This window comes from Chromobacterium phragmitis, from assembly GCF_003325475.1.
GTDB classification, from domain to species: domain Bacteria; phylum Pseudomonadota; class Gammaproteobacteria; order Burkholderiales; family Chromobacteriaceae; genus Chromobacterium; species Chromobacterium phragmitis.
This window is the reverse complement of sequence record NZ_CP029496.1, coordinates 1-17,589: the sequence shown is the minus strand read 5'-3', so window position 1 is coordinate 17,589 and position 17,589 is coordinate 1. Positions and strand designations below refer to the sequence as shown.

At 55.1% G+C, this 17,589-nt stretch carries 18 protein-coding genes; 2 read left to right on the top strand and 16 right to left on the bottom strand.

The window, feature by feature from the left end; translation table 11 throughout:
- Nucleotides 1–48 precede the first annotated feature (48 nt).
- From DK842_RS23250 to DK842_RS23245, 7 genes are all read right to left on the bottom strand, one after another.
- On the bottom strand, nt 49–561 hold the full coding sequence (locus tag DK842_RS23250) for a hypothetical protein (protein WP_145964144.1): 513 nt from the start codon (nt 559–561) through the stop codon (nt 49–51).
- A 375-nt stretch (nt 562–936) separates the two neighbouring features.
- A complete protein-coding gene (locus tag DK842_RS22820; protein ID WP_114063866.1) occupies nt 937–1,503 on the bottom strand; it encodes a hypothetical protein in 567 nt (188 codons plus the stop codon).
- Between the two features lie 222 nt (nt 1,504–1,725).
- Complete coding sequence (locus tag DK842_RS23520) at nt 1,726–1,902, bottom strand: hypothetical protein (protein ID WP_168194990.1); 177 nt, start codon at nt 1,900–1,902, stop codon at nt 1,726–1,728.
- A 262-nt stretch (nt 1,903–2,164) separates the two neighbouring features.
- Nucleotides 2,165–2,305 carry a hypothetical protein gene (locus DK842_RS23515; RefSeq protein WP_168194989.1) on the bottom strand — a complete coding sequence of 47 codons (141 nt, stop codon included), beginning with the start codon at nt 2,303–2,305 and terminating at the stop codon, nt 2,165–2,167.
- 138 nt (nt 2,306–2,443) lie between these two features.
- Complete coding sequence (locus tag DK842_RS23510; protein WP_168194988.1) at nt 2,444–2,803, bottom strand: M23 family metallopeptidase; 360 nt, start codon at nt 2,801–2,803, stop codon at nt 2,444–2,446.
- A 2-nt stretch (nt 2,804–2,805) separates the two neighbouring features.
- Nucleotides 2,806–3,051, bottom strand: a complete 246-nt coding sequence (locus tag DK842_RS23505; RefSeq protein ID WP_168194987.1) for a hypothetical protein — start codon at nt 3,049–3,051, stop codon at nt 2,806–2,808.
- Nucleotides 3,048–3,392, bottom strand: coding sequence for a hypothetical protein (locus DK842_RS23245; protein WP_145964143.1), 345 nt, complete (start codon nt 3,390–3,392; stop codon nt 3,048–3,050). The genes DK842_RS23505 and DK842_RS23245 overlap by 4 nt, the downstream gene beginning before the upstream one ends.
- Before the next feature lie 707 nt (nt 3,393–4,099).
- Between DK842_RS23245 and DK842_RS22800 the strand changes: the two genes are divergently transcribed.
- Both DK842_RS22800 and DK842_RS22795 read left to right on the top strand, forming a co-directional pair.
- Nucleotides 4,100–4,942 (top strand): EAL domain-containing protein, encoded by an 843-nt coding sequence (locus DK842_RS22800; RefSeq protein WP_168194986.1) that lies wholly within the window; start codon nt 4,100–4,102, stop codon nt 4,940–4,942.
- Nucleotides 4,943–5,723: 781 nt separating this feature from the next.
- Nucleotides 5,724–6,857 (top strand): site-specific integrase, encoded by a 1,134-nt coding sequence (locus DK842_RS22795; protein ID WP_114063532.1) that lies wholly within the window; start codon nt 5,724–5,726, stop codon nt 6,855–6,857.
- A gap of 1,708 nt (nt 6,858–8,565) precedes the next feature.
- Here the strand turns inward: DK842_RS22795 and DK842_RS22790 are convergent.
- From DK842_RS22790 to DK842_RS22750, 9 genes are all read right to left on the bottom strand, one after another.
- On the bottom strand, nt 8,566–9,660 hold the full coding sequence (locus DK842_RS22790) for a hypothetical protein (protein ID WP_114063861.1): 1,095 nt from the start codon (nt 9,658–9,660) through the stop codon (nt 8,566–8,568).
- On the bottom strand, nt 9,660–10,613 hold the full coding sequence (locus DK842_RS22785; RefSeq protein WP_168194781.1) for an ATPase, T2SS/T4P/T4SS family: 954 nt from the start codon (nt 10,611–10,613) through the stop codon (nt 9,660–9,662). The genes DK842_RS22790 and DK842_RS22785 overlap by 1 nt, the downstream gene beginning before the upstream one ends.
- A 60-nt stretch (nt 10,614–10,673) precedes the next feature.
- Nucleotides 10,674–11,249: a type 4 pilus major pilin gene (locus DK842_RS22780; RefSeq protein ID WP_114059526.1), complete on the bottom strand. Its 576-nt coding sequence runs from the start codon at nt 11,247–11,249 to the stop codon at nt 10,674–10,676.
- A gap of 72 nt (nt 11,250–11,321) precedes the next feature.
- Complete coding sequence (locus tag DK842_RS22775; RefSeq protein ID WP_168194782.1) at nt 11,322–12,338, bottom strand: type II secretion system F family protein; 1,017 nt, start codon at nt 12,336–12,338, stop codon at nt 11,322–11,324.
- An 83-nt stretch (nt 12,339–12,421) separates the two neighbouring features.
- Complete coding sequence (locus tag DK842_RS22770; protein WP_114063860.1) at nt 12,422–13,957, bottom strand: hypothetical protein; 1,536 nt, start codon at nt 13,955–13,957, stop codon at nt 12,422–12,424.
- Nucleotides 13,958–14,324: 367 nt separating this feature from the next.
- Complete coding sequence (locus DK842_RS22760) at nt 14,325–16,061, bottom strand: GspE/PulE family protein (protein ID WP_114059529.1); 1,737 nt, start codon at nt 16,059–16,061, stop codon at nt 14,325–14,327.
- Between the two features lie 62 nt (nt 16,062–16,123).
- Entirely contained in the window at nt 16,124–16,507 is a 384-nt protein-coding gene (locus DK842_RS23240) for a hypothetical protein (protein ID WP_145964142.1), read from the bottom strand.
- Nucleotides 16,497–17,225, bottom strand: a complete 729-nt coding sequence (locus tag DK842_RS22755) for a hypothetical protein (protein WP_168194985.1) — start codon at nt 17,223–17,225, stop codon at nt 16,497–16,499. Before DK842_RS22755 ends, DK842_RS23240 begins: the two co-directional genes overlap by 11 nt.
- An 80-nt stretch (nt 17,226–17,305) precedes the next feature.
- Nucleotides 17,306–17,560 (bottom strand): hypothetical protein, encoded by a 255-nt coding sequence (locus DK842_RS22750; protein WP_145964145.1) that lies wholly within the window; start codon nt 17,558–17,560, stop codon nt 17,306–17,308.
- Nucleotides 17,561–17,589 lie beyond the last annotated feature (29 nt).

The following is a 17,589-nucleotide window of genomic DNA, read 5'->3' as shown; positions in this document are numbered from 1 at the left end:
ATCAATTGATTCATGCGGTCCTGCGCCATCCACCCCTTCACATATCCGTCATAACTCTGCGTCAACACCGAAGCGTACTGGGCCCGAATCGCCAACTCCTCCTGAAAGCCGCCGCGCCAGTCCGTGCCGCAAAGGGAGGCAAGGCTCGATGCAAGAGTCAGCCATGCTTTCGTCTGACATTCTCCTTATCCGCCTCCGACGATTTAACCGGCTCCCCTCCGCATCCAGATTCGGGCCAATTTCATAAGGCGTCATGATCTCCTTCCTGCGCTCAGGGGATAAGCGGCCAACCAACCATAGAAAGAAACAGGTTGATTCGCCATAAAACAGCCATTCAGCCAAAGAACCGCGATCCTGATTCGCGAACTGCTCAATCACCCGCTGGTTCGCATTCATTCCTCCCGATGTTCCATATATGAAGAATCGATCTCCGCGGATAGCCTGCGCGGCTGCTTGCCCCAGATATGTCGCCTCTTGCCGCTTCATTTTGTTTTCATATTCTATTTTTTTACGATCAGCTTGCCTTCTTCTTTTTTCTGCCATTCTGATGAGTTGATTCATCCATTTGCCGCTGAGTCATGTACCAGCTCAATAAGGACCGATATAAGGAATATTTTTTACCGTCTCCGATGAGATTTTTGTCGTTATGTTTTCCCGGATCAGGTTTCGTATCCACTCTTTGAAATAATCTTCCACCTGCTGCTTTACATAATCCTCACCGAGCTCGTCACGGACTGGATAAATTCATCTTTGTTGACTTTATTCAGATACTGAATGACTGGATTATTCGACGTATAGACAACATTCCGCCAACTTGCGATGCCACCCGGAAAAGACTTTCCCATTCTTGCAAGATTCGTTCATGGAGAGCTTTTCCAGCTTTCGGCAGAATACTTCGCGCCAAATCCTGTATCACTCCCGCCTTGGCCTTGCGTATCAATTCATTCGCAATTGCTTGCGGCTGACCGTATACCCCAGCTGGCCGCCTCGGAAATTGGCGCCTTCGCCCACGAAAGTCTCCACCGCATTCTGAAATCGCCGCCTCGGGGAGTTCTTCAACTGCTCGGATCCCTGGCATCTTTTCGATTTGCTGGGCAGGTATTTCCTGCTGCAGCTTGGCGTAATCGCCCAAACCTGGCTTTCAGCCAGCGCATCCAGCCGCTGCGCCAGATCTGACCGACCGAGCCCCCGCCGCCCGACTTTCCGCCGGCAACCGCAATAAAGGGCGCAAGTCCCGGCAGCATTTGAAACCCGAGCAGGACGCCAACACCGCGCCGCCTGCCCTTTGCAGCCATTTCGAATGGCGGCTCTCATTCCTGCGTCCTCACTTCGCATAACCTTGCACCGACTGCCCCTGAGCAGCTTGCGCAAACGTTCCTTCATCGCCATCTTGGCATTGTTGGATGCCATGACGGCCAGCAGCCGCTCTTGACGCAATGACGACTGATATTGACTCAGCAGCAGCCCGGATTGAATGGCCAGCAACTGCACTTGGGCTTTCATCGCCGTTCCGGATTCATCCCCTCGATGGTTTCCTGGGACATCGACAACAGCACATCATTGACGGCCTTCACCTCTTCCGCCGACATGTCGTATTGACGATAACTGTTGTATGCCGCCAATTGGGCAGAGTTATACCCAAGCCGGCGCGCCTCATATCTTGGGGCAGCCGGGTTCTGTTGATCTGATCCTGTGATGCGGGAATGCTGGGTTCCAGGCCGATGGTCAATTCGCGTTGTAATCCGCCATCTGGTTTTCTTGAGGCGTCGGAATGTAGCCAGGCTCGAACGAGGGCGGCTGCATGGCCTGCCGGCGTTCGTCCGGGCTCGCGGCCTGATACCAGCCGGTAACCGCGCCGTAGTAGCCCTGAATAGCCGTGGAGTGATCCAGATTGTCCGCCATGCTGCCCGTAATGGCCTGCAGCTTCGCCGTGGACTCCCTGCGCGCGGCTACCGCGGCGCCAGGAGAGCCGGTCTTTTGAGCGTCATTGGGCACCGTTCCCGGATTGGGCAGCTGCTTGCCGCACCAAAAATCGCATTGCTGCTTGCGGTTTTTCTCCTCCTCCTGCCCGATTTTGTCCCGATTCTTTTTCCCTCTTCCCGCGTCAAGACCGCCTGCTCGATCTGCGCTTTCAGCTGCGCGTACTCTTGCTGGAGAATCTGCGTCACGCGTTCAGGATTTTTCCCAAAATGTCGCCCCAGTCGGCATATGCCGCAACCGGCGTCATGATCAAGACGCCGCCAAGCGCAATCACGACTGCCTTTTTCCTGAGTGATGATTTATTTAAGTTTCGTAAAATATTCATTTAATTAAACCTTTCATCAGTAAGGCTTGCCCTTTCGCTCAGGGTCGTCCAAACGCCACTCCTGAGGCTGCATGGCTGGCGGCTGAATGGGACACGCCTCCCAAGCCGGATCCGGCCCATCCGAATCTTGCGGCCACTTCACCGTTTCAGCCGGGTCGCCCGTTTCCTTGGCTTCTTCCTGCGGCTGAGCCGGGGGAGCGCCTTGACAAACATATAAGTGGGTCCAACCGGCGGAAAGGGCTTCTTGTAGACAGGAATATGCGCCTCCCAGTGCAAATGGGGCCCTGTGCTGACGCCACCCGTCATGCCGGAATAACCCAGCAACTCGCCGGTTTTCACTCTCTGTCCATTTCTGACCGAAATGGAGTTCAAGTGCAGATAACGCGTCAAATAACCGCTGGGATGCTGGATATTGAGTAATTGCCGCCCTGGCCGATTCCGAGCCACCGTCTGAATCACGCCGTCGGCAGGCGCATAAATCGGCGTATTGCTTGGCATGGCTATGTCGTCGCCATAGTGGGGCCTGTATTGCCCTGTCGTGGCTGTTCTCTCAGCGGGGTGGCATGGCTGCTGATGCGCATGGGAATCGTAAATGGCTTGGCGAAGCAGAAGCCCGATTTTCCGCCCCCTCCGTTGCCGCCCGCATCCGCAGCGGCTCCCGCCGGCAGCGACATGCCGACAACGCCAAGGCCGCCAATCGAAAGCGCAACCAGCGTCAGCGCAAAGCACGATAGAAACGTCTTCATTTCTCGAGTTCATCCATCTTGCGCCAGACTGAGCGGACGGCGTCAATCGCGGCGCGATGCCGCGCATAATAGGCCTCGTCGGTCTTGTCATGCTTCAAACCGGCGAATAGCGCTTCGCTCATGCGGTCCGCCATGACGCCGCATGCGGCATTATCCGGACGCTGCAGCGCAGGATCGTAGAGATCCAGCCCCGGAGACGTCACCGCCGCCACATAGTCGAACCGATTGAACTTTATCGTCGACAAAAAGGCGTTCCGTTTGACCTCGCCTCTTCCGCCTGCATAGCCAACCGGCTCCAAACCGCCTGTTGCCGCTTCGCCTGCCTGGGAGGTTTGCCACAAGGCCTCTTCGAAGCATCTCCATCGTCCGGCAACACCACGCACCACTCCGAGCCAGCGCCGGCCAACTTTTCGAACTTGGCACGCGTAGCCTTGTCCTCCGCTTGATCCAACGGCGTGTTCTGATAGTTGTAGCGAAAATAATCTCCCGCCATTTGCTTGCAACCCGCCTCATACATCAAGCCAGCCATCACCATGACCGCCTTGCTTGGCCTGCTGCGGATTTGCCCCATCAAACCATTGGCTCCATTCTTGGCCAAGAATGCATTGAAAGCTCCGGAGGGATGAAAACGCGTCAGTCCATCCCTGGCCGCCCGTTCGATGGCGCCAGTCATGATGGACTCGGCTTGCGAACCGGAGACTTGGCCAAACGTCATGGGAGCCGCTACGGCCAATATCGGAAGCAAGATGGCAAAACGAGACATTTCAGCACCAAAATGATATTTAGTTTATTAAAACACATTCTATATCAAACATTTTTTAAAGTAAATGCAAAAGTACCCTGCTCACTCCCGCAACCACACCAATCTGCGCCAGCCTAGCGCGCCGCGAGCACGCCACGGCAGCACACTGGATGACGCACCGCCCAGACGCACGGCAACACAATGCCTGCACATCTTCATTCGCCTTATCAATTTTTGATATTATTTACTATAGTATGTATGATATCAAATCTTTATCAAATGCAGTCACTTCCCATCGAGGGCGACATGATACCCAGTGAACTAGTGCGCTCAACACCGACAAGAGACACCCTTGATGCGGCCTTGCGCAATAACGAGTTCAGACTTCACTACCAACCACAACTCAGCTGCTCCAGCCTGCAACTCACCGGCGCGGAAGCGCTGACGCGATGGAAGCAATCGCCATCCTCATCCAAGCTGACCAACCCCTCCCACTTCATCCCGCAAGCGGAAGAAAACGGTTTCATCATGGCGTTAGGCGATTGGTGCCTGCAAACCGCCATCCAGACTACCAGCGCCTGGGAGCGCGGCAGCCTGCCGCCTCATTTCCGAACCGCCATCAACCTGTCCGTTCGACAAATCACACCTGAGCTTCCCAAACGGATTGACTCCCTCATCCGCGAGGCGGGCCTAGATCCCTGGCGAATCGAGCTGGAGATCACTGAATCTTTCTTGTTCCAGGACTTGCCGACCATGACGGACATCGCTCGGCAGCTCCGAAACCTAGGCGTCCGAGTCGCCATAGACGACTTTGGAACCGGTTTTTCCGTTCTGGAACACCTAAGGCACATCCCCGCCACCACGATCAAGATCGACCGCAGCTTTACCCAGCGAATGCTCCGCATAGAGCGTGACCACATCATCATGCGCAATTTGATACGCATGATCCGGGACCTGGGCATGGAAAGCATTTGCGAAGGCGTGGAAACGGCGGAACAGTTGAAAGCTGTCCAGGATATGGGTGCCGACCACTGGCAAGGATTTCTGTTTTCGCCCGCCATCCCGGCAGAGAACCTCACCTTGCTTCTGCCCAGCGAAAGCGACACTCCCCCCTCCCCCAGAGCAGCCAGGGCAAATAACTACCCCTGAGACATTTCAAAATGCTGACCGGCGTCACTCCCCAGGCCCCGAGAGGGCGCAAACATGGGAATTACAACTAAAACAAAATATGCAAAAAAGGAAATTAAGTAAATATACGAATGTATATGCATTTAAAATCTGAGTACCATTGCCCTATATTTAATAAAAACTTACAAATGCAACGAAAATGGCATGGCACTTAGAAGACAATGCTGGCGTTGTGCTGTCTGGACACGAGGACATATGCACATCATGGTTTCACAAGATCCGACAGCAAGATGGAAGCGTGGATGTCAACATTCGAGGCATTCTGCGGCTGATCAATCATAACGGCCTCGTGGTCGCCACGTTCCTGGGCCATGATGAGAAACACGCCAGCGGGAGACTGCGCGCCAAGACCCCCGCATCTCAATCCTGACCGCCGCCAGCGGGAGAGGCGCCTCTGGAACCATCGCCAGCAGGCGCCCTCCCCTATGCTCAAGCCCCAGGCTCAACGCGGCGCTCCCGCCAAGACCGTACATCCTAACTGTGATATTCTTCACAGCCAATTTCCCAAGAATGAAATGCGCCAGTTGGCGCCGTAAGAAAATCTTGCCGCCAACACAGAATAGGCGCCCCGCTGCGCGCGCATGCTCAATCCAAGCCCCCATGGAATTCAGCAAAGTCCAGGAAGGGCTTCGCCCATCCGGCAGCCACGCTCCAGGCTGAAAAGATCATCTCGCGTTTCAAAGCTTCTGGCATCACGCTACCGGTCCTTGCTGCTTTGAGGCTGACAAAGACAGAATAATTGATGGATAAAACCCAAAAACTCAAAGAAACGCTGGATCACTACCGCAGGCGTGTCTCCATCCTGAAAAAAGGATACGCTCAGGAGCGTTACCGCATCGACCAGCTCAGCCGCTCATTCCTTGGCCAGTTGGTGACGAATGAAATCAGCACCGTGGATGTGGCCACGTATCGGGACCAGCGGCTTGCCCAGATCAACCCCAAGACCAACAAACCCATCTCGGCGGCCACCGTGCGGCTCGAAATGTCCTTGCTCAGCAACTGTCTGGATATCGCGCGAATTGAATGGGGCGTCTGCGATGGCAACCCTGTGAAAAATGTCAAGAAACCCAAAACCCCGCCAGGCAGGGAAAGGCGGCTAACCGCTCGCGAAGAGCGCCTCATCCTGCGCTACTGCCACAACCATTCCAATCAAGAGCTGTACTCGATCGTGGTGCTTGCGCTGGAAACCGCCATGCGACAAGGAGAGATCCTCAAGCTGGAGTGGGAGCACATCAATCTGAAAACACGGATCGCCCATTTGCCGGATACCAAGAACGGCTCGAAGCGAGATGTCCCTCTCTCAGTCAAGGCCAGGGACGCATTGATCAGGCTGGGGGTCAAATCCAAAGGCCGGGTCATGAGTTACGGCCCTAATGGTTTGAAAAGCACCTGGCGCTTCATGGTGATCAAGCTAGGAATTGAAGACCTCCATTTTCATGACCTGCGTCACGAAGCCATCAGCCGCCTGGTTGAGCTCGGCACGCTCGATCTGCTCGAAGTAGCTGCGATCAGCGGCCATAAATCGCTGGCCATGCTGAAACGCTATACCCATCTCCGAGCGCAAAGACTGGTTCGAAAACTTGAAGGCAACAAGCACAAAGGCAAGCAGGCGGTGCTGGACCACCTCATCCCCTACCCCGCCTGCATGGAAGAGCGCAATAACCATATTGAATTGAGATTGCTGGACTTTGACAATCTGGTCACGCGCGCGGCGACGGAAGAGCAGGCCATACACTCGGCGCAAGACATCCTGCTAAGAACCATTCTGACCTCCATGAGGGATGCGAAGCCCATTCCTCAACCAGATCAATACCTTGAAGCAATAGATGAAAGAAAAGTGATCATGATCGACCCCCTGGCCAGCCAGCATGCTTAACACTTTATTTTAAATAAACTATCAAAAAATCAAATATATCCCATTGATTTAAAAGGAAAATAAAAGCGACAAACACGCTTGTCAATCCGGTAGCTGGAAAACTGTAAACAATGCGGTGAAAGGCTCATATAAAAACTTGGGTTCGGCAACAGGGACGTATAGTGGATTTAACGATAGCGCTCACGCGATCATAATTCAGGCTTTGGGTGGCGCTTGTTGGAATAAGTATTCACTGGTAGCTTCGGTTGAAGGCGTCGGAACTGTCGCATCGAACATCGATAACAATAATGAGTGGTGGAAAATGACAACCCTCTCATTCCCAGTCCCTGCCTACACCTCCTATAGAATTGATGCTTACCCTTTTGAGTGCGGCGGCGCAGCTTACAGTATACTTCAGTTTAATATTATATAATTGTCAATCCGGCGTGTGGCAACCTCCAACGAGACCCTTCGAAATCCCATGCTTTGATTATTACAAAAGAGCCCCCGTTTATAATGCTTGGTTGCAGACCTATGGCAATAAATGGGATGCTCCTGACGATCTACACTTCTGGTGCGGAGCAAGAGCCACGATAGAATATGTAATAGGTATTGGCACTAGCTGGGAGCCCTAGTTGTCAATCCGGTCGTTGGGTTTTTGGTACAAAAGCCATATCAGGAATGCTTTGTGGGATTCACATCGTGGGAGATGGTCGAGGTTCACAACTTCAACTGTGCCAAGGGCACGACCCCGCAAGCAGTTGCCCTCGAGGGTTTCATTCCAAGTCATATCCAGGCTTTGATTATGTTTGGAATATCACTTGTGTCGCAGATTAGTTTGTCAATCCGGTACTTGGAAAAAACAAAGTGGACTGACGGCAGTAATATATCAATGCCCACTCGACAGCTATACAGGCTCAGGAGAGTGGGCTAGTTATGGATGTCTGGGTCAATACTCGGCAACATCCACTTGTACTAATGTCTGGTGGAATGGCGGTGGACGTTCATACACTCGCGCCTGCACTCCGATGCAATAACCTTCGCAACAAAAAAAGCCCTGACGGGCTTTTTTTTGCAATCTGCTGCTGAATAAGAGAGTGCAATTGAACTAGCGGCATGAAAAATACTACTAGCGACTTTAATACTGCATCTCTGCAGGAATGGGGAATATATTATATAACACAGGAGCAGGAATAAATCAGATCGCGCCTTGATAAGTGGAAATGGCAAGTCTACTGATCAGTTGTCAATTTGCAACTTTCCAATAAAAACCGAAAAGCTGGACAAAATCATTTGCGCAAAATTTTGTCCCTGCAGAGTAAACTCCAGAAGCATATGGGCCGGATATATATGTGGCATTTGGATGCCATCCATTCAGTGAAACTGCCCATTTTCCTGTCGCAGGAACAGTCCAGCATCCATAGTACCCCGTCACTACCGACCCAAACGTGGACGGGGCTGGTGCGAGAACTCCCTGCATTGAAACCCAACGACCGGATTGACAACTAGGGCTCCCAGCTAGTGCAATACCTATTACATATTCTATGTGGCCTGTCCGACAGAATGAGATGTCAGGAGCATCCATTTATTGCATAGTCTGCAACCAGCATTATAAACGGGCTCTTTTGAATAATCCAACAAGCGCCACCCAAAGCCTGAATTATGATCCGTGAGCGCTACGTTAATCCACTATAGCCTGTTGCAACCAAGTATAGGCCTTTCAGCATGTTTACAGTTCCACACCGGATTGACAAGAAAGTATCAAGCCAGCGCTTGATCGCGCAATCGCCCCCTCGGGACTGCATCCAGGCTCGTTCTCCGCAACCACCTTGTTGGGGTACAGCGTATTCCCCTGAACCATGTTGCCTGCGACAACATTCTGAGCGGCTTTGACATCATTCGAGGCGCGGACATCATGCGCCGCAACAACATCCTGCCCTGCTTCCACGTTCTGTCCGGCCGTTACTTTCCCTCCCGCCGCGACATCTCGCCCCGCTGACACATTCATATTGGCGAAAACGGAGGCGCCGGCCTTCACATCTCCTCCCATCGTTATGGTGCCGCTGCCCAGTATGTCCTTGGCGTTCAAGATGTCATGAGCATCCATATTCAGGTTGCCCGTCATGGGTTTGGTGCCGTCGCGACGCAGAAATTCGTCAAAGTCGGCGCGGATATATCCGCCCCTCATCGCGACGATGCCTCCCGGCGCGCCCGCAACTGGATTGGGAATGGCCTCCACCGCGCCTCCGGGGCTATGAAAGGTCAGGTTGGCGTTACTGTTCGCATTGCTGGGAGACAAAAATGACGCGCCGCCATTAATGCCAATCGCCTGGACCGCCGCGCCGGTTGCCATGTAGTCCACCCTATCGCTCGCGCCCGGGAAAGGCATCAGCAAAGGGCGGTCGATATAGGTCAGGGCATTGACGTTGCAGGTAGCCTGGTCCACGCAGGATCCCCCCCGGCTCAACCTGATCACGTAGTTTCCGCCTGGGATCGGCGGCGTGGCGCCGAAGCCGCTCAAGCCTGCTATGCTGGCGATTTCCGCCGCAGTGGGCGCCGCCGCATTTTGCACAATGACGCGGCCGCCGGCATCCTTCACTTGCGAAGGACCGCCGAACAGCGCGGAAACGATCTGCGGGTGATATTGCACGACATAGCTGTTCACGCCCTTGCCCAACTCCGCCAGCGCGCCGCCCACAATCTCTCCGCGCGATACGCGCCACTCGTTGACCTGCCGCACGCCAAAATAGGAAAGCACCATCCCGATCATGACCACGGCGATCGCCACGCCTATCAATATTTCGCCTGCCTGCTTTCTTCGCATCAAACACCCCTGCTTTGCACGTTTCTGCGGCGCTGGCTTTCAATCTCGCCGTCCAGCCGCGCGTATTCGCCTCTGGCGATGAACTGGGACAGGTCCTTGCGCTCGCGCAAATCCAGCGACAGCACTTGGGGAATGCCGTTATCCAGCCGCTGATGGAACGACATCCGCAACGCGTCCGCGATGAACTCATCAGCCTGAGACTCTCCGCCGGAGCGGGCCAAAGCCGCCAAGCGCCGCAGGCCGGACGATATATCCCGCGAATGGATGGTGGACAACACCAGATGCCCATCCACGGCGATGCGCAGCAATTCCGCCGCGCTGTGGCCATCCCTCACCTCGCCTATCATCAGCATGGAACGGTCCCGCGCGGGGAAAGAGCGCAGGGCCGCGGTGATGGATTCCGCATAACGCCGGTCAAAGTTGAACTCCTGGCCGGAGGGTGATTCGCCAACATCGATCTGGGTGCAATAACCCTCGCCATGCCAGCCTTCGATCACGATTTCAATCGGGTCTTCCACCGTTTGCGCGAAACCGCCGAACTTCTCCAGCCTGGACACCACCATCGCATTCATCGTGGTGGTCTTGCCCGAGCCGGTCAGTCCGGAAAACAGCACCAGTCCGCCGCTCTTTCGCAATTCGTCAGACAGCATCATGTTGGCGTGGCAGTCCAGCAACTTGAGTTCCGCCAGCCTGGGCGCCCGATTCATTACCAGCCGGCAGGCGTAACGGTATTGCTGAATGCGCTGCACCCGCCAGCGCATGCCCTGCAAGGTGACCGGAAATGCCGTGCGCCGGCCCACCGCCTGCTGTTCGATCAGCACCGCCTCGGTCATCTTGGTCAGGAAGCCCTTGAATTGTTCCCCAGGCTTGACCTGGCCAGGAAAAAGCACCGACTGCTGCCAGTCGCGGACATGCAGTTGCACGTCGGTGAAGATTTGCTGCTGTTGGCTCATGGCCGCCTTCCCAGACAAACACGGCCCGCGTCCGGCCATGCCGGCGCGAGCCAGACTCGCTTAGCGCGTGAACTCAAAGACAATATCTTGAGAATTGGCGGCGGCGCATGCATTGGCCATGCCAGTAGCGGACAACGGCACGGGAGTGGCAGCCGCCAAGTTCTTCACCACGGTGGAGCCCACGGTGATTCGCGTGAACATGGTTTGCACATTGGGAATCAGCTTGGAGCACGCTTCAGGGCCATATCCCCGGGAGGTGATAGATATCCCGTCATTGCTTCCGAACAAGTTCGACAGCGCCCATGCAACCGTGCCGCCAAAGCGATTATTGATGTTGCCGCCAAAGACACGATCCGGCGGCGCCAGCCTCAGATTGATGGCGGCAGCCGCATTCAACCCGCTCAAATCCGCCCCTGTGCCGGCCACCCGCCCTGCATTGGACACCATTTGCTGGAGATCGCCGGTTTCGGCGTTGACCTTGATATTGGTCATCACCGTCGGCACCGCCAGAAACGCGATGGCCATGATGAAAGCGATGATCGCCACGGCAACCGAAATTTGCACCAGGTCGAAACCCGCCTGGCGCTTGAGCGAGCTCCGGACGCCTGTTTTGCGGATGCTTTGCATATGATTCATACCCCCTCCAATCAAAATTAAAATGTTAACTATAATGTATACTATAACAAACTTTGAATTTGAAATGCAAAGCTAAATCGGCCCGCCTGTCATTTGCTGAATCTGGTTGCTGGATTCCAGCGCGGTCAGCAACATGCCCGCCACGGTCAACATGATGAAACCGCCGACAATAACGATCAGAATGTTCCGGATCATCGAAGATCGCTCGGCAATCATCTCGGCGATTTCCTCGATGGTGCCCAGACCAATCTTACGAATGCCGTCTTCAAAGTTGCTGCGCTCGGCATATTCGGCGATCCGGTCGAAAATCTCTTCGGAAAACAAGCCGGTATCCATCGCTTTCAGGATGCTGCGATTGTCGGTGAGCGACACGCGTATCCTCGCCAGATGCCAGCGCATCCACGGAGTGGCGCCCTGCTCCAGCAGGCATACCGCGTCAAAGGTTGCGGTATGCGCCTGGGACATGGCCGCCAGGGATACCAGAAATTCGCTCGCTTTCAGGTCGCGGTAGATGGAATACGGCAGCCTGCGATCCAGGCGGTTGCGCATCGGCCCCGTCCAGCGCGGCAGAGACCAGAAATACGCGACCAGCAAACAGGCGGGCACGCCGTATATCAGATACCAGAAATCCCTGATCACGTGGGACATCCAGTACAGGATGCGTCCGATCAAAGGGAATTTGTCCGGCGGCATGATCTGCTCCATGATGGGCATCATCCCCAGCGCCACCCCCAGTTGCACGCCCGTCATCAGCATCAGCAGAAATATGGGCAGCGACACCGCCAACTTGATGGCCTTCGCGTTGCGCTCCCGAATTTTCACCACTTTGGCCAGGAAGCGGAGCGCCGACGGCAAGTCCCCTCTTTCACCGGATCCGATCACCATCAAGTCATCGGCCGGCACCGTGCCCTCCCATGCAGACTTCAAGTTCTTGGAAGCCGCGCGGTCACGCCACAACGCGAACAAGGGCGCCATGCTGTTGCCACGCTCCCGCGCCAACGCATGCTTCTGCGAGAACAGCTCGTAAGGATTGGCGCCATCCTCGATCGAGTCGGCCAAATCACTGTAAAATTTGGCGCGCAGCTTCAAGAATTTCCGCTTCGCTCTAGCCAGGCCAGCATATTGTTGCTTGCGGGCCGCCCCCCCTCTCAGCATTTGCCTGATACCCTCCATCATCGCGCGCCCCCCGCCAGCCGATAGTCCACCGTTCCGGCCTGAATGGCCTGCAGCAGCTTGGCGCTGATCCTTTGATCTTGCCGCAGACCCTTCTCAACCAGATCGCCCAGCGTCACCAAACCGATCTCCTTTTGAAACACCCGGCCATCCCATACCTCGCTCAACCAAACCTCCCCGGCATAACCCGTCCCGCAGCAGGGCGCCTCCGTGTTCCGCGTGCGGACACGCTCAAAGCTCGCCCCGCGAAAATCATTGACCACTTCGGTCAACTCCCTGGCGGCCTGCTCCGCATCCACCGGGTTTGCGCAAATCGGACACAGCGCCGGCACACGTCGGGTATTGACCCCCATGAGCACACGCCCCTTGGCCCACTCAGGTCGCTCCCCCAGCAGGAACATCAAGGCCGACTCCGCATTGGCCTGACGGCTTGGATACACCGCGATCACCGGAGAGGAAAAGCCGCGCAAACAATCCGCATCCGGATTCGCCAGCACCGTCGCCACGCCGGCAATGGCACTCTCCTCGCCATATGCCGCCGGCACTCCGCCGCGCCACGCCTCGGCCAACAACGATGCCGTCAAGCGCCACGCCATGCTGCCAGATACGAACACAATGGCCCCCGGCCGCGTCAACTCCGCCAATAGACGGTCTATCGCCACCCGATCCGTCAAACCAAAAGCGGACAATGGCGCGGCCTTGCCCTTCCGCTCCAGACTCATCGTCGGCTCGCAAAGCCACAGCGCGTCGCCATTGAGCGAATGAACGGCGCCCAACCTGCCCAACAATTCACGCGCGGCGGCATCATCCGCCACGGCAAGCGGCTCCAGGCCATAGGCAGATTCTTGCAACAACAGCCGCCGCCCCCATCCCGCCGTTGCGGCATAAACCCGGAAGGCATCGCAAATGTCCACCGCATGCGCCACCTCGCCAGCCTCCACAATCTCCTGCCACAAGAAACGGCGAAGAGCCCAGGCGTAGACATGAGAAGACAGCGCCACGACTTGAACGGTCAGCCGCTCCGCCTCCGCCTGGTCGCATGCGCGCCGCACCTGATCGGAGGCGTCTCCGCGCGAAGCGTCCGCCACGATCAGCAGATCCTTCCCCCAATGCTCTCCTCGCATGAAAAAGTAGCCATCTCCCCCCAGCCTATCCTCCATGCGCAAAAAAGCCGGCAATTCGCCGCGAGCGGAAACTGCAACGGCAGCCAAATCAGAAAACGCCAGATGCAAGGCCGGAACCGGCCAGCTCGCAGCGGCGTGGGCGGCATGGCTTTCGCCATCCACCAGCCCTAGCGCGTCCAGACACTGAGACATCTGCACAGAGTCCCGCCCCAGCATGCCGCTCTTTATCGCGACGCGAGCCCATTCCGGCAGCGACTGATGCTCACGCGCCACGTCCCCGGCGACATCTCCGCCCGGCGCCTCCTCTGGAGCGGCAAATGAGATATCCTCGGAATACCCCATATCAAAAGCCTCGGCAGCGCTTGCGCTCTCGCCCCTCGCCTCCTGCGCCACCCTTTGCAGCAATGCCATCCGTTCAGGAGCGATGCCTCCATTCGAATGAACGCCGCGAGGCGCCATGCCGCCTTCCGCCCCCGCATGTCGGCTGCCGGAAACGCATCGCCCCACTCCTGGTCGAAATAACCGGGGGGCATGGATGAAACTGCCATCGCCTCCCCAGGCTCAGCATGTGCCCCCTCCCTCCCGCGCTCCCAGGCAGCCGTCAAGCCATCCTCGCCGCTTGCCTCTCGAGCGGGAGCCTCTTGCTGCCAGTCAAAATCTTCATCCAGGTTTTCATCCAGTTCCCGCAATGGCGGCTCCGACGTCACCTCTTCCTTGGGAAGCCGAATCGTCCCAGCAAATTTTTGAAAGCGTCTTCGCTAGCCATTTCTACCTCTGTTTAATTGGCCGGATTGAATGGGTGATATTTCTTCAATTTGCGGAACGCCGACTCCACATCACGCGGATCAAGCAAACCCAGCGACATCTTGTAAATAGCATGCTCCATCGCCGTCTTTCCAAACATGCCGGCATCGTAAAGCTTTCCATTGCTCAGGGAGCGCCAATACCTTTCCGCCTCCCAGAAACGTCCTTCACGAATCATGGGCAACATTTCTTCAGTCACTTCGCACACCTCGGCGACAACCGTTTGCCCCACGGTTCCCAGATGGCGACAATGCGGACATCCTTCGCCTTCCGCTCTGATTTTCTCTATATCCAAACCCATGGAGGCGATAGTCATCAACAACTCCTCATCCAACACCTCCATTCCCGGCCGACAGCATTCCGGACACAACACTGGCACCAGCTTCTGATAGACCAATGCCACCAAAAAATCGGGAGAAGCCATGGCATGCAACGGCATGCCTATCTCGTCACCCGACAAACGTGGAATAATTCCAAAACAACTAGAAGCGTGAACAGTGGACAGCACCTGATGGCCCGTCTCCGTCATGGACTTGGCAAAGGCGCCCGTCTCTCTGTCACGCACTTCGCCGCTCATGATTTTGTCCGGATCCCCACGCAACACAACCTTGGCAGCCGCGCCAAAAGGCGTTTCGCCACTCTCTTTCTTTCCATCCTCAGCCTTCCGCTGAATAGGAATTTGGGTAACGTGAGGCTGAATATATTCAACTGGATCTTCTATTGAGTAGAATTTCTTGCCCGAATCCCGCTCATAGGTCATCAAAGTTCTTAAACTGGTTGTCTTGCCGGAACCCGTTTCACCGGCTATAACCAGCAAACCCGGAGAGCGGTGAACACCGTCTTCCAAAATTTCTATATGATCCTCGGCATACCCCAGCTGAGAAAGGCTCATGATATCGCTTTCCACGGCCTCATTCAGCAGGATCCGCAGTATGACATCCACCCCTCTATTTTCTTTTATGCTTTGAAATCGGAGCTGATAATCCCTGCCCTTGACAGAAATGGGAATAGAACAACTTTGATGCTTGTGCGGATCAAAGTGACCGTGACTTCGGCTGCTGGAGTCAGCCCGGGAGTTAAATGCTGTCGAAACCGCATCCATCATGGCATTAAAATCCCGTGACAATCTGTCCCGAGCATCTGCCTCTCTCAGCTTGCTATGTATCCGAAATTTGACCACCACTTGATTTTTATCGCGAAATTCAAAATGTACATCAGACGCCTTTAGCTCGATCGCCTTCTCAACAATCAAATCAAAGTTTCTGTAACCGCCCGTTTTAGGATCTCCGTCACGGGAGCTTGCTTCTGTGCTGTGCTGTTGCAACTGGGAGTGAATCAGGAGTATTTCCTCCATCGTCCCGACAAACACCCCCAAACAATTTAGTTTAGCCCTCGCATGCACGCCAGAGTCAAAGCGTTGCAAAAGGTCCGTCGCCTTCAATTGGCGATACGCGATATCTTCCAACAGTAAAATATACTGCCTGGCTTTTGCAGACCCCAGCACCATGGAGTTGTTTTCATAGCCAGACAACGACAGATCGCTTTCTTGCTTCCAACCATAGTGACGAATGGTCTCCGACTTCAAAGAAGCAACTCGCCTGACTGGCAAACCACCCTTGATGCCCGCGGAGCGTTCTCGCGCGCTCTGCATGACATGCGAGGGGGGAGCCGTACCCGTGCCTGAAAATTTAGCCAGCCATTTATTAAACATGGTCAGATGACCCTCATACCCACCTAGTTAACGCCGATCAGATGATGCGGCGCCCGCATCCATCAATAGTCTCTTTCGTTTTCCACCTTTGCCGATGTCGACAAAATCCCTCCGATTTGGACTACCTTCCACCCCTGAACAACCTCGTTTCGACTGACAATCTTGCCGTACTTCCCATCTACAACGAGGTATGCTTTTCTTACATTTCCGCTTCCCTGTATGAAAACGATGTCGAAAACCTGGGAAGCGCCATCCTTGCCCGGAACAGCAGTCCCCTGCATGGGAATCGGGGGAGAAACGGAAGGTATAGCCGGCAGACCGCCAGGCATGCTTACCCCCGCGGAAGGGGCTGGCGTGGTTAGCGTTCCTTTTGCGAAAGTGTCGATGGTATCCGCGGATGCAATGGAAGATGCCAAGGACAGCACTACAAAAAACTTACTTAACATAGAATCTCCCTTGAGCTGAAAACTCTGGCGATTTCTCATTGATCACAACGGTTACCTCAGTCAACGACATATTTCCCGCTCTCTCCAGTAAACCTGCAATCGAGTCAATAAAGGCCAAATGCCCCTTCAGCGACCAATCTCCTTTTGAAACCAACTCAATCGCCCCCCTCCTGTTTTTCAAAGCAGGAGGCTCCGCTATCAATGGCTGCAGTTTGGATAAAGATACACTCATCATCTCTTTACCCTGCTCGATCTGCTTTCCAGCATCGACCAAGATTTGCATGCGCACCCCGCCTTTCAAATAAAACTGATCCTGAGGAATGGGCACAACCTGCCTGGCTTGAGACTCTGGAATCGTCAGGCTTTCCGATGCCGTATCCATATCCTGAAACTGGCTGACCTGCCTCTCTTTCAGCAAGGTTTCAAACGTGCCGCCTGCCCCGCGCTTCCATACCAATATGCAGGCCTGGTCTTTGCACAAAAGGCGATCCACCTTCCAGCCCCCTGCCTCGCTGGGCAAGACCTGAATCAATCGCTGAACCGACCTTGCATATTGGACGCCATGATTAAGCGGCTCCTGATCCAAGGCTTTTTTCAACTGCGCCCGGTACTCAACGACAGGATCCGGCTTGGCCGCCTCCGCCTCCGCGATGCGGGCCTGGGCCTCTTTCTCAGACGCGTCCGACCACCACCACACTCCGCCCAGCGTTCCGCCCATGACCGCGAACAACAAAGCGATGCCAAACCAGCTTCTCGATGGCAGCTGCTTGAACTTGTAATCGCGTTTTTCTTCATCCGTCAGAGTGGTCGTGATGTCGGCAAGATTGACGTAACGCGTAACCTGGATTCGCTCGTCGTCGATATCCCCAGGATGGTTACCCCTGCGCCGACCTCTTGAATGAACTGAATGGCGGCATCGATCGCCGCGCTCCTGGGGAGCACGCGATCGTCTTCCGGCTTTCCGTCATGGATGGACAGGAAAACGACCTTCGAATTGTCGGCCGGGTCGCCATGCAGAAACACGACGTTCTGATCATCCGTGATTTCGCGCAAACAAACCCGCAAGCGCGAAAAACTCACTC

Coding starts and splice junctions, on each gene's coding strand:
- DK842_RS22785 (WP_168194781.1), bottom strand. CDS start 10,613: ATGAGCCAACAGCAGCAAATCTTCACCGACGTGCAACTGCATGTCCGC.
- DK842_RS23510 (WP_168194988.1), bottom strand. CDS start 2,803: ATGCCAAGCAATACGCCGATTTATGCGCCTGCCGACGGCGTGATTCAG.
- DK842_RS22820 (WP_114063866.1), bottom strand. CDS start 1,503: ATGAAAGCCCAAGTGCAGTTGCTGGCCATTCAATCCGGGCTGCTGCTG.
- DK842_RS23240 (WP_145964142.1), bottom strand. CDS start 16,507: ATGTTAAGTAAGTTTTTTGTAGTGCTGTCCTTGGCATCTTCCATTGCA.
- DK842_RS23520 (WP_168194990.1), bottom strand. CDS start 1,902: ATGGCGGACAATCTGGATCACTCCACGGCTATTCAGGGCTACTACGGC.
- DK842_RS22755 (WP_168194985.1), bottom strand. CDS start 17,225: ATGGGCGGAACGCTGGGCGGAGTGTGGTGGTGGTCGGACGCGTCTGAG.
- DK842_RS23250 (WP_145964144.1), bottom strand. CDS start 561: ATGAATCAACTCATCAGAATGGCAGAAAAAAGAAGAAGGCAAGCTGAT.
- DK842_RS22780 (WP_114059526.1), bottom strand. CDS start 11,249: ATGAATCATATGCAAAGCATCCGCAAAACAGGCGTCCGGAGCTCGCTC.
- DK842_RS23515 (WP_168194989.1), bottom strand. CDS start 2,305: ATGAATATTTTACGAAACTTAAATAAATCATCACTCAGGAAAAAGGCA.
- DK842_RS22790 (WP_114063861.1), bottom strand. CDS start 9,660: ATGCGAAGAAAGCAGGCAGGCGAAATATTGATAGGCGTGGCGATCGCC.
- DK842_RS22770 (WP_114063860.1), bottom strand. CDS start 13,957: ATGGCATTGCTGCAAAGGGTGGCGCAGGAGGCGAGGGGCGAGAGCGCA.
- DK842_RS22800 (WP_168194986.1), top strand. CDS start 4,100: ATGATACCCAGTGAACTAGTGCGCTCAACACCGACAAGAGACACCCTT.
- DK842_RS23505 (WP_168194987.1), bottom strand. CDS start 3,051: ATGAAGACGTTTCTATCGTGCTTTGCGCTGACGCTGGTTGCGCTTTCG.
- DK842_RS22795 (WP_114063532.1), top strand. CDS start 5,724: ATGGATAAAACCCAAAAACTCAAAGAAACGCTGGATCACTACCGCAGG.
- DK842_RS22760 (WP_114059529.1), bottom strand. CDS start 16,061: ATGTTTAATAAATGGCTGGCTAAATTTTCAGGCACGGGTACGGCTCCC.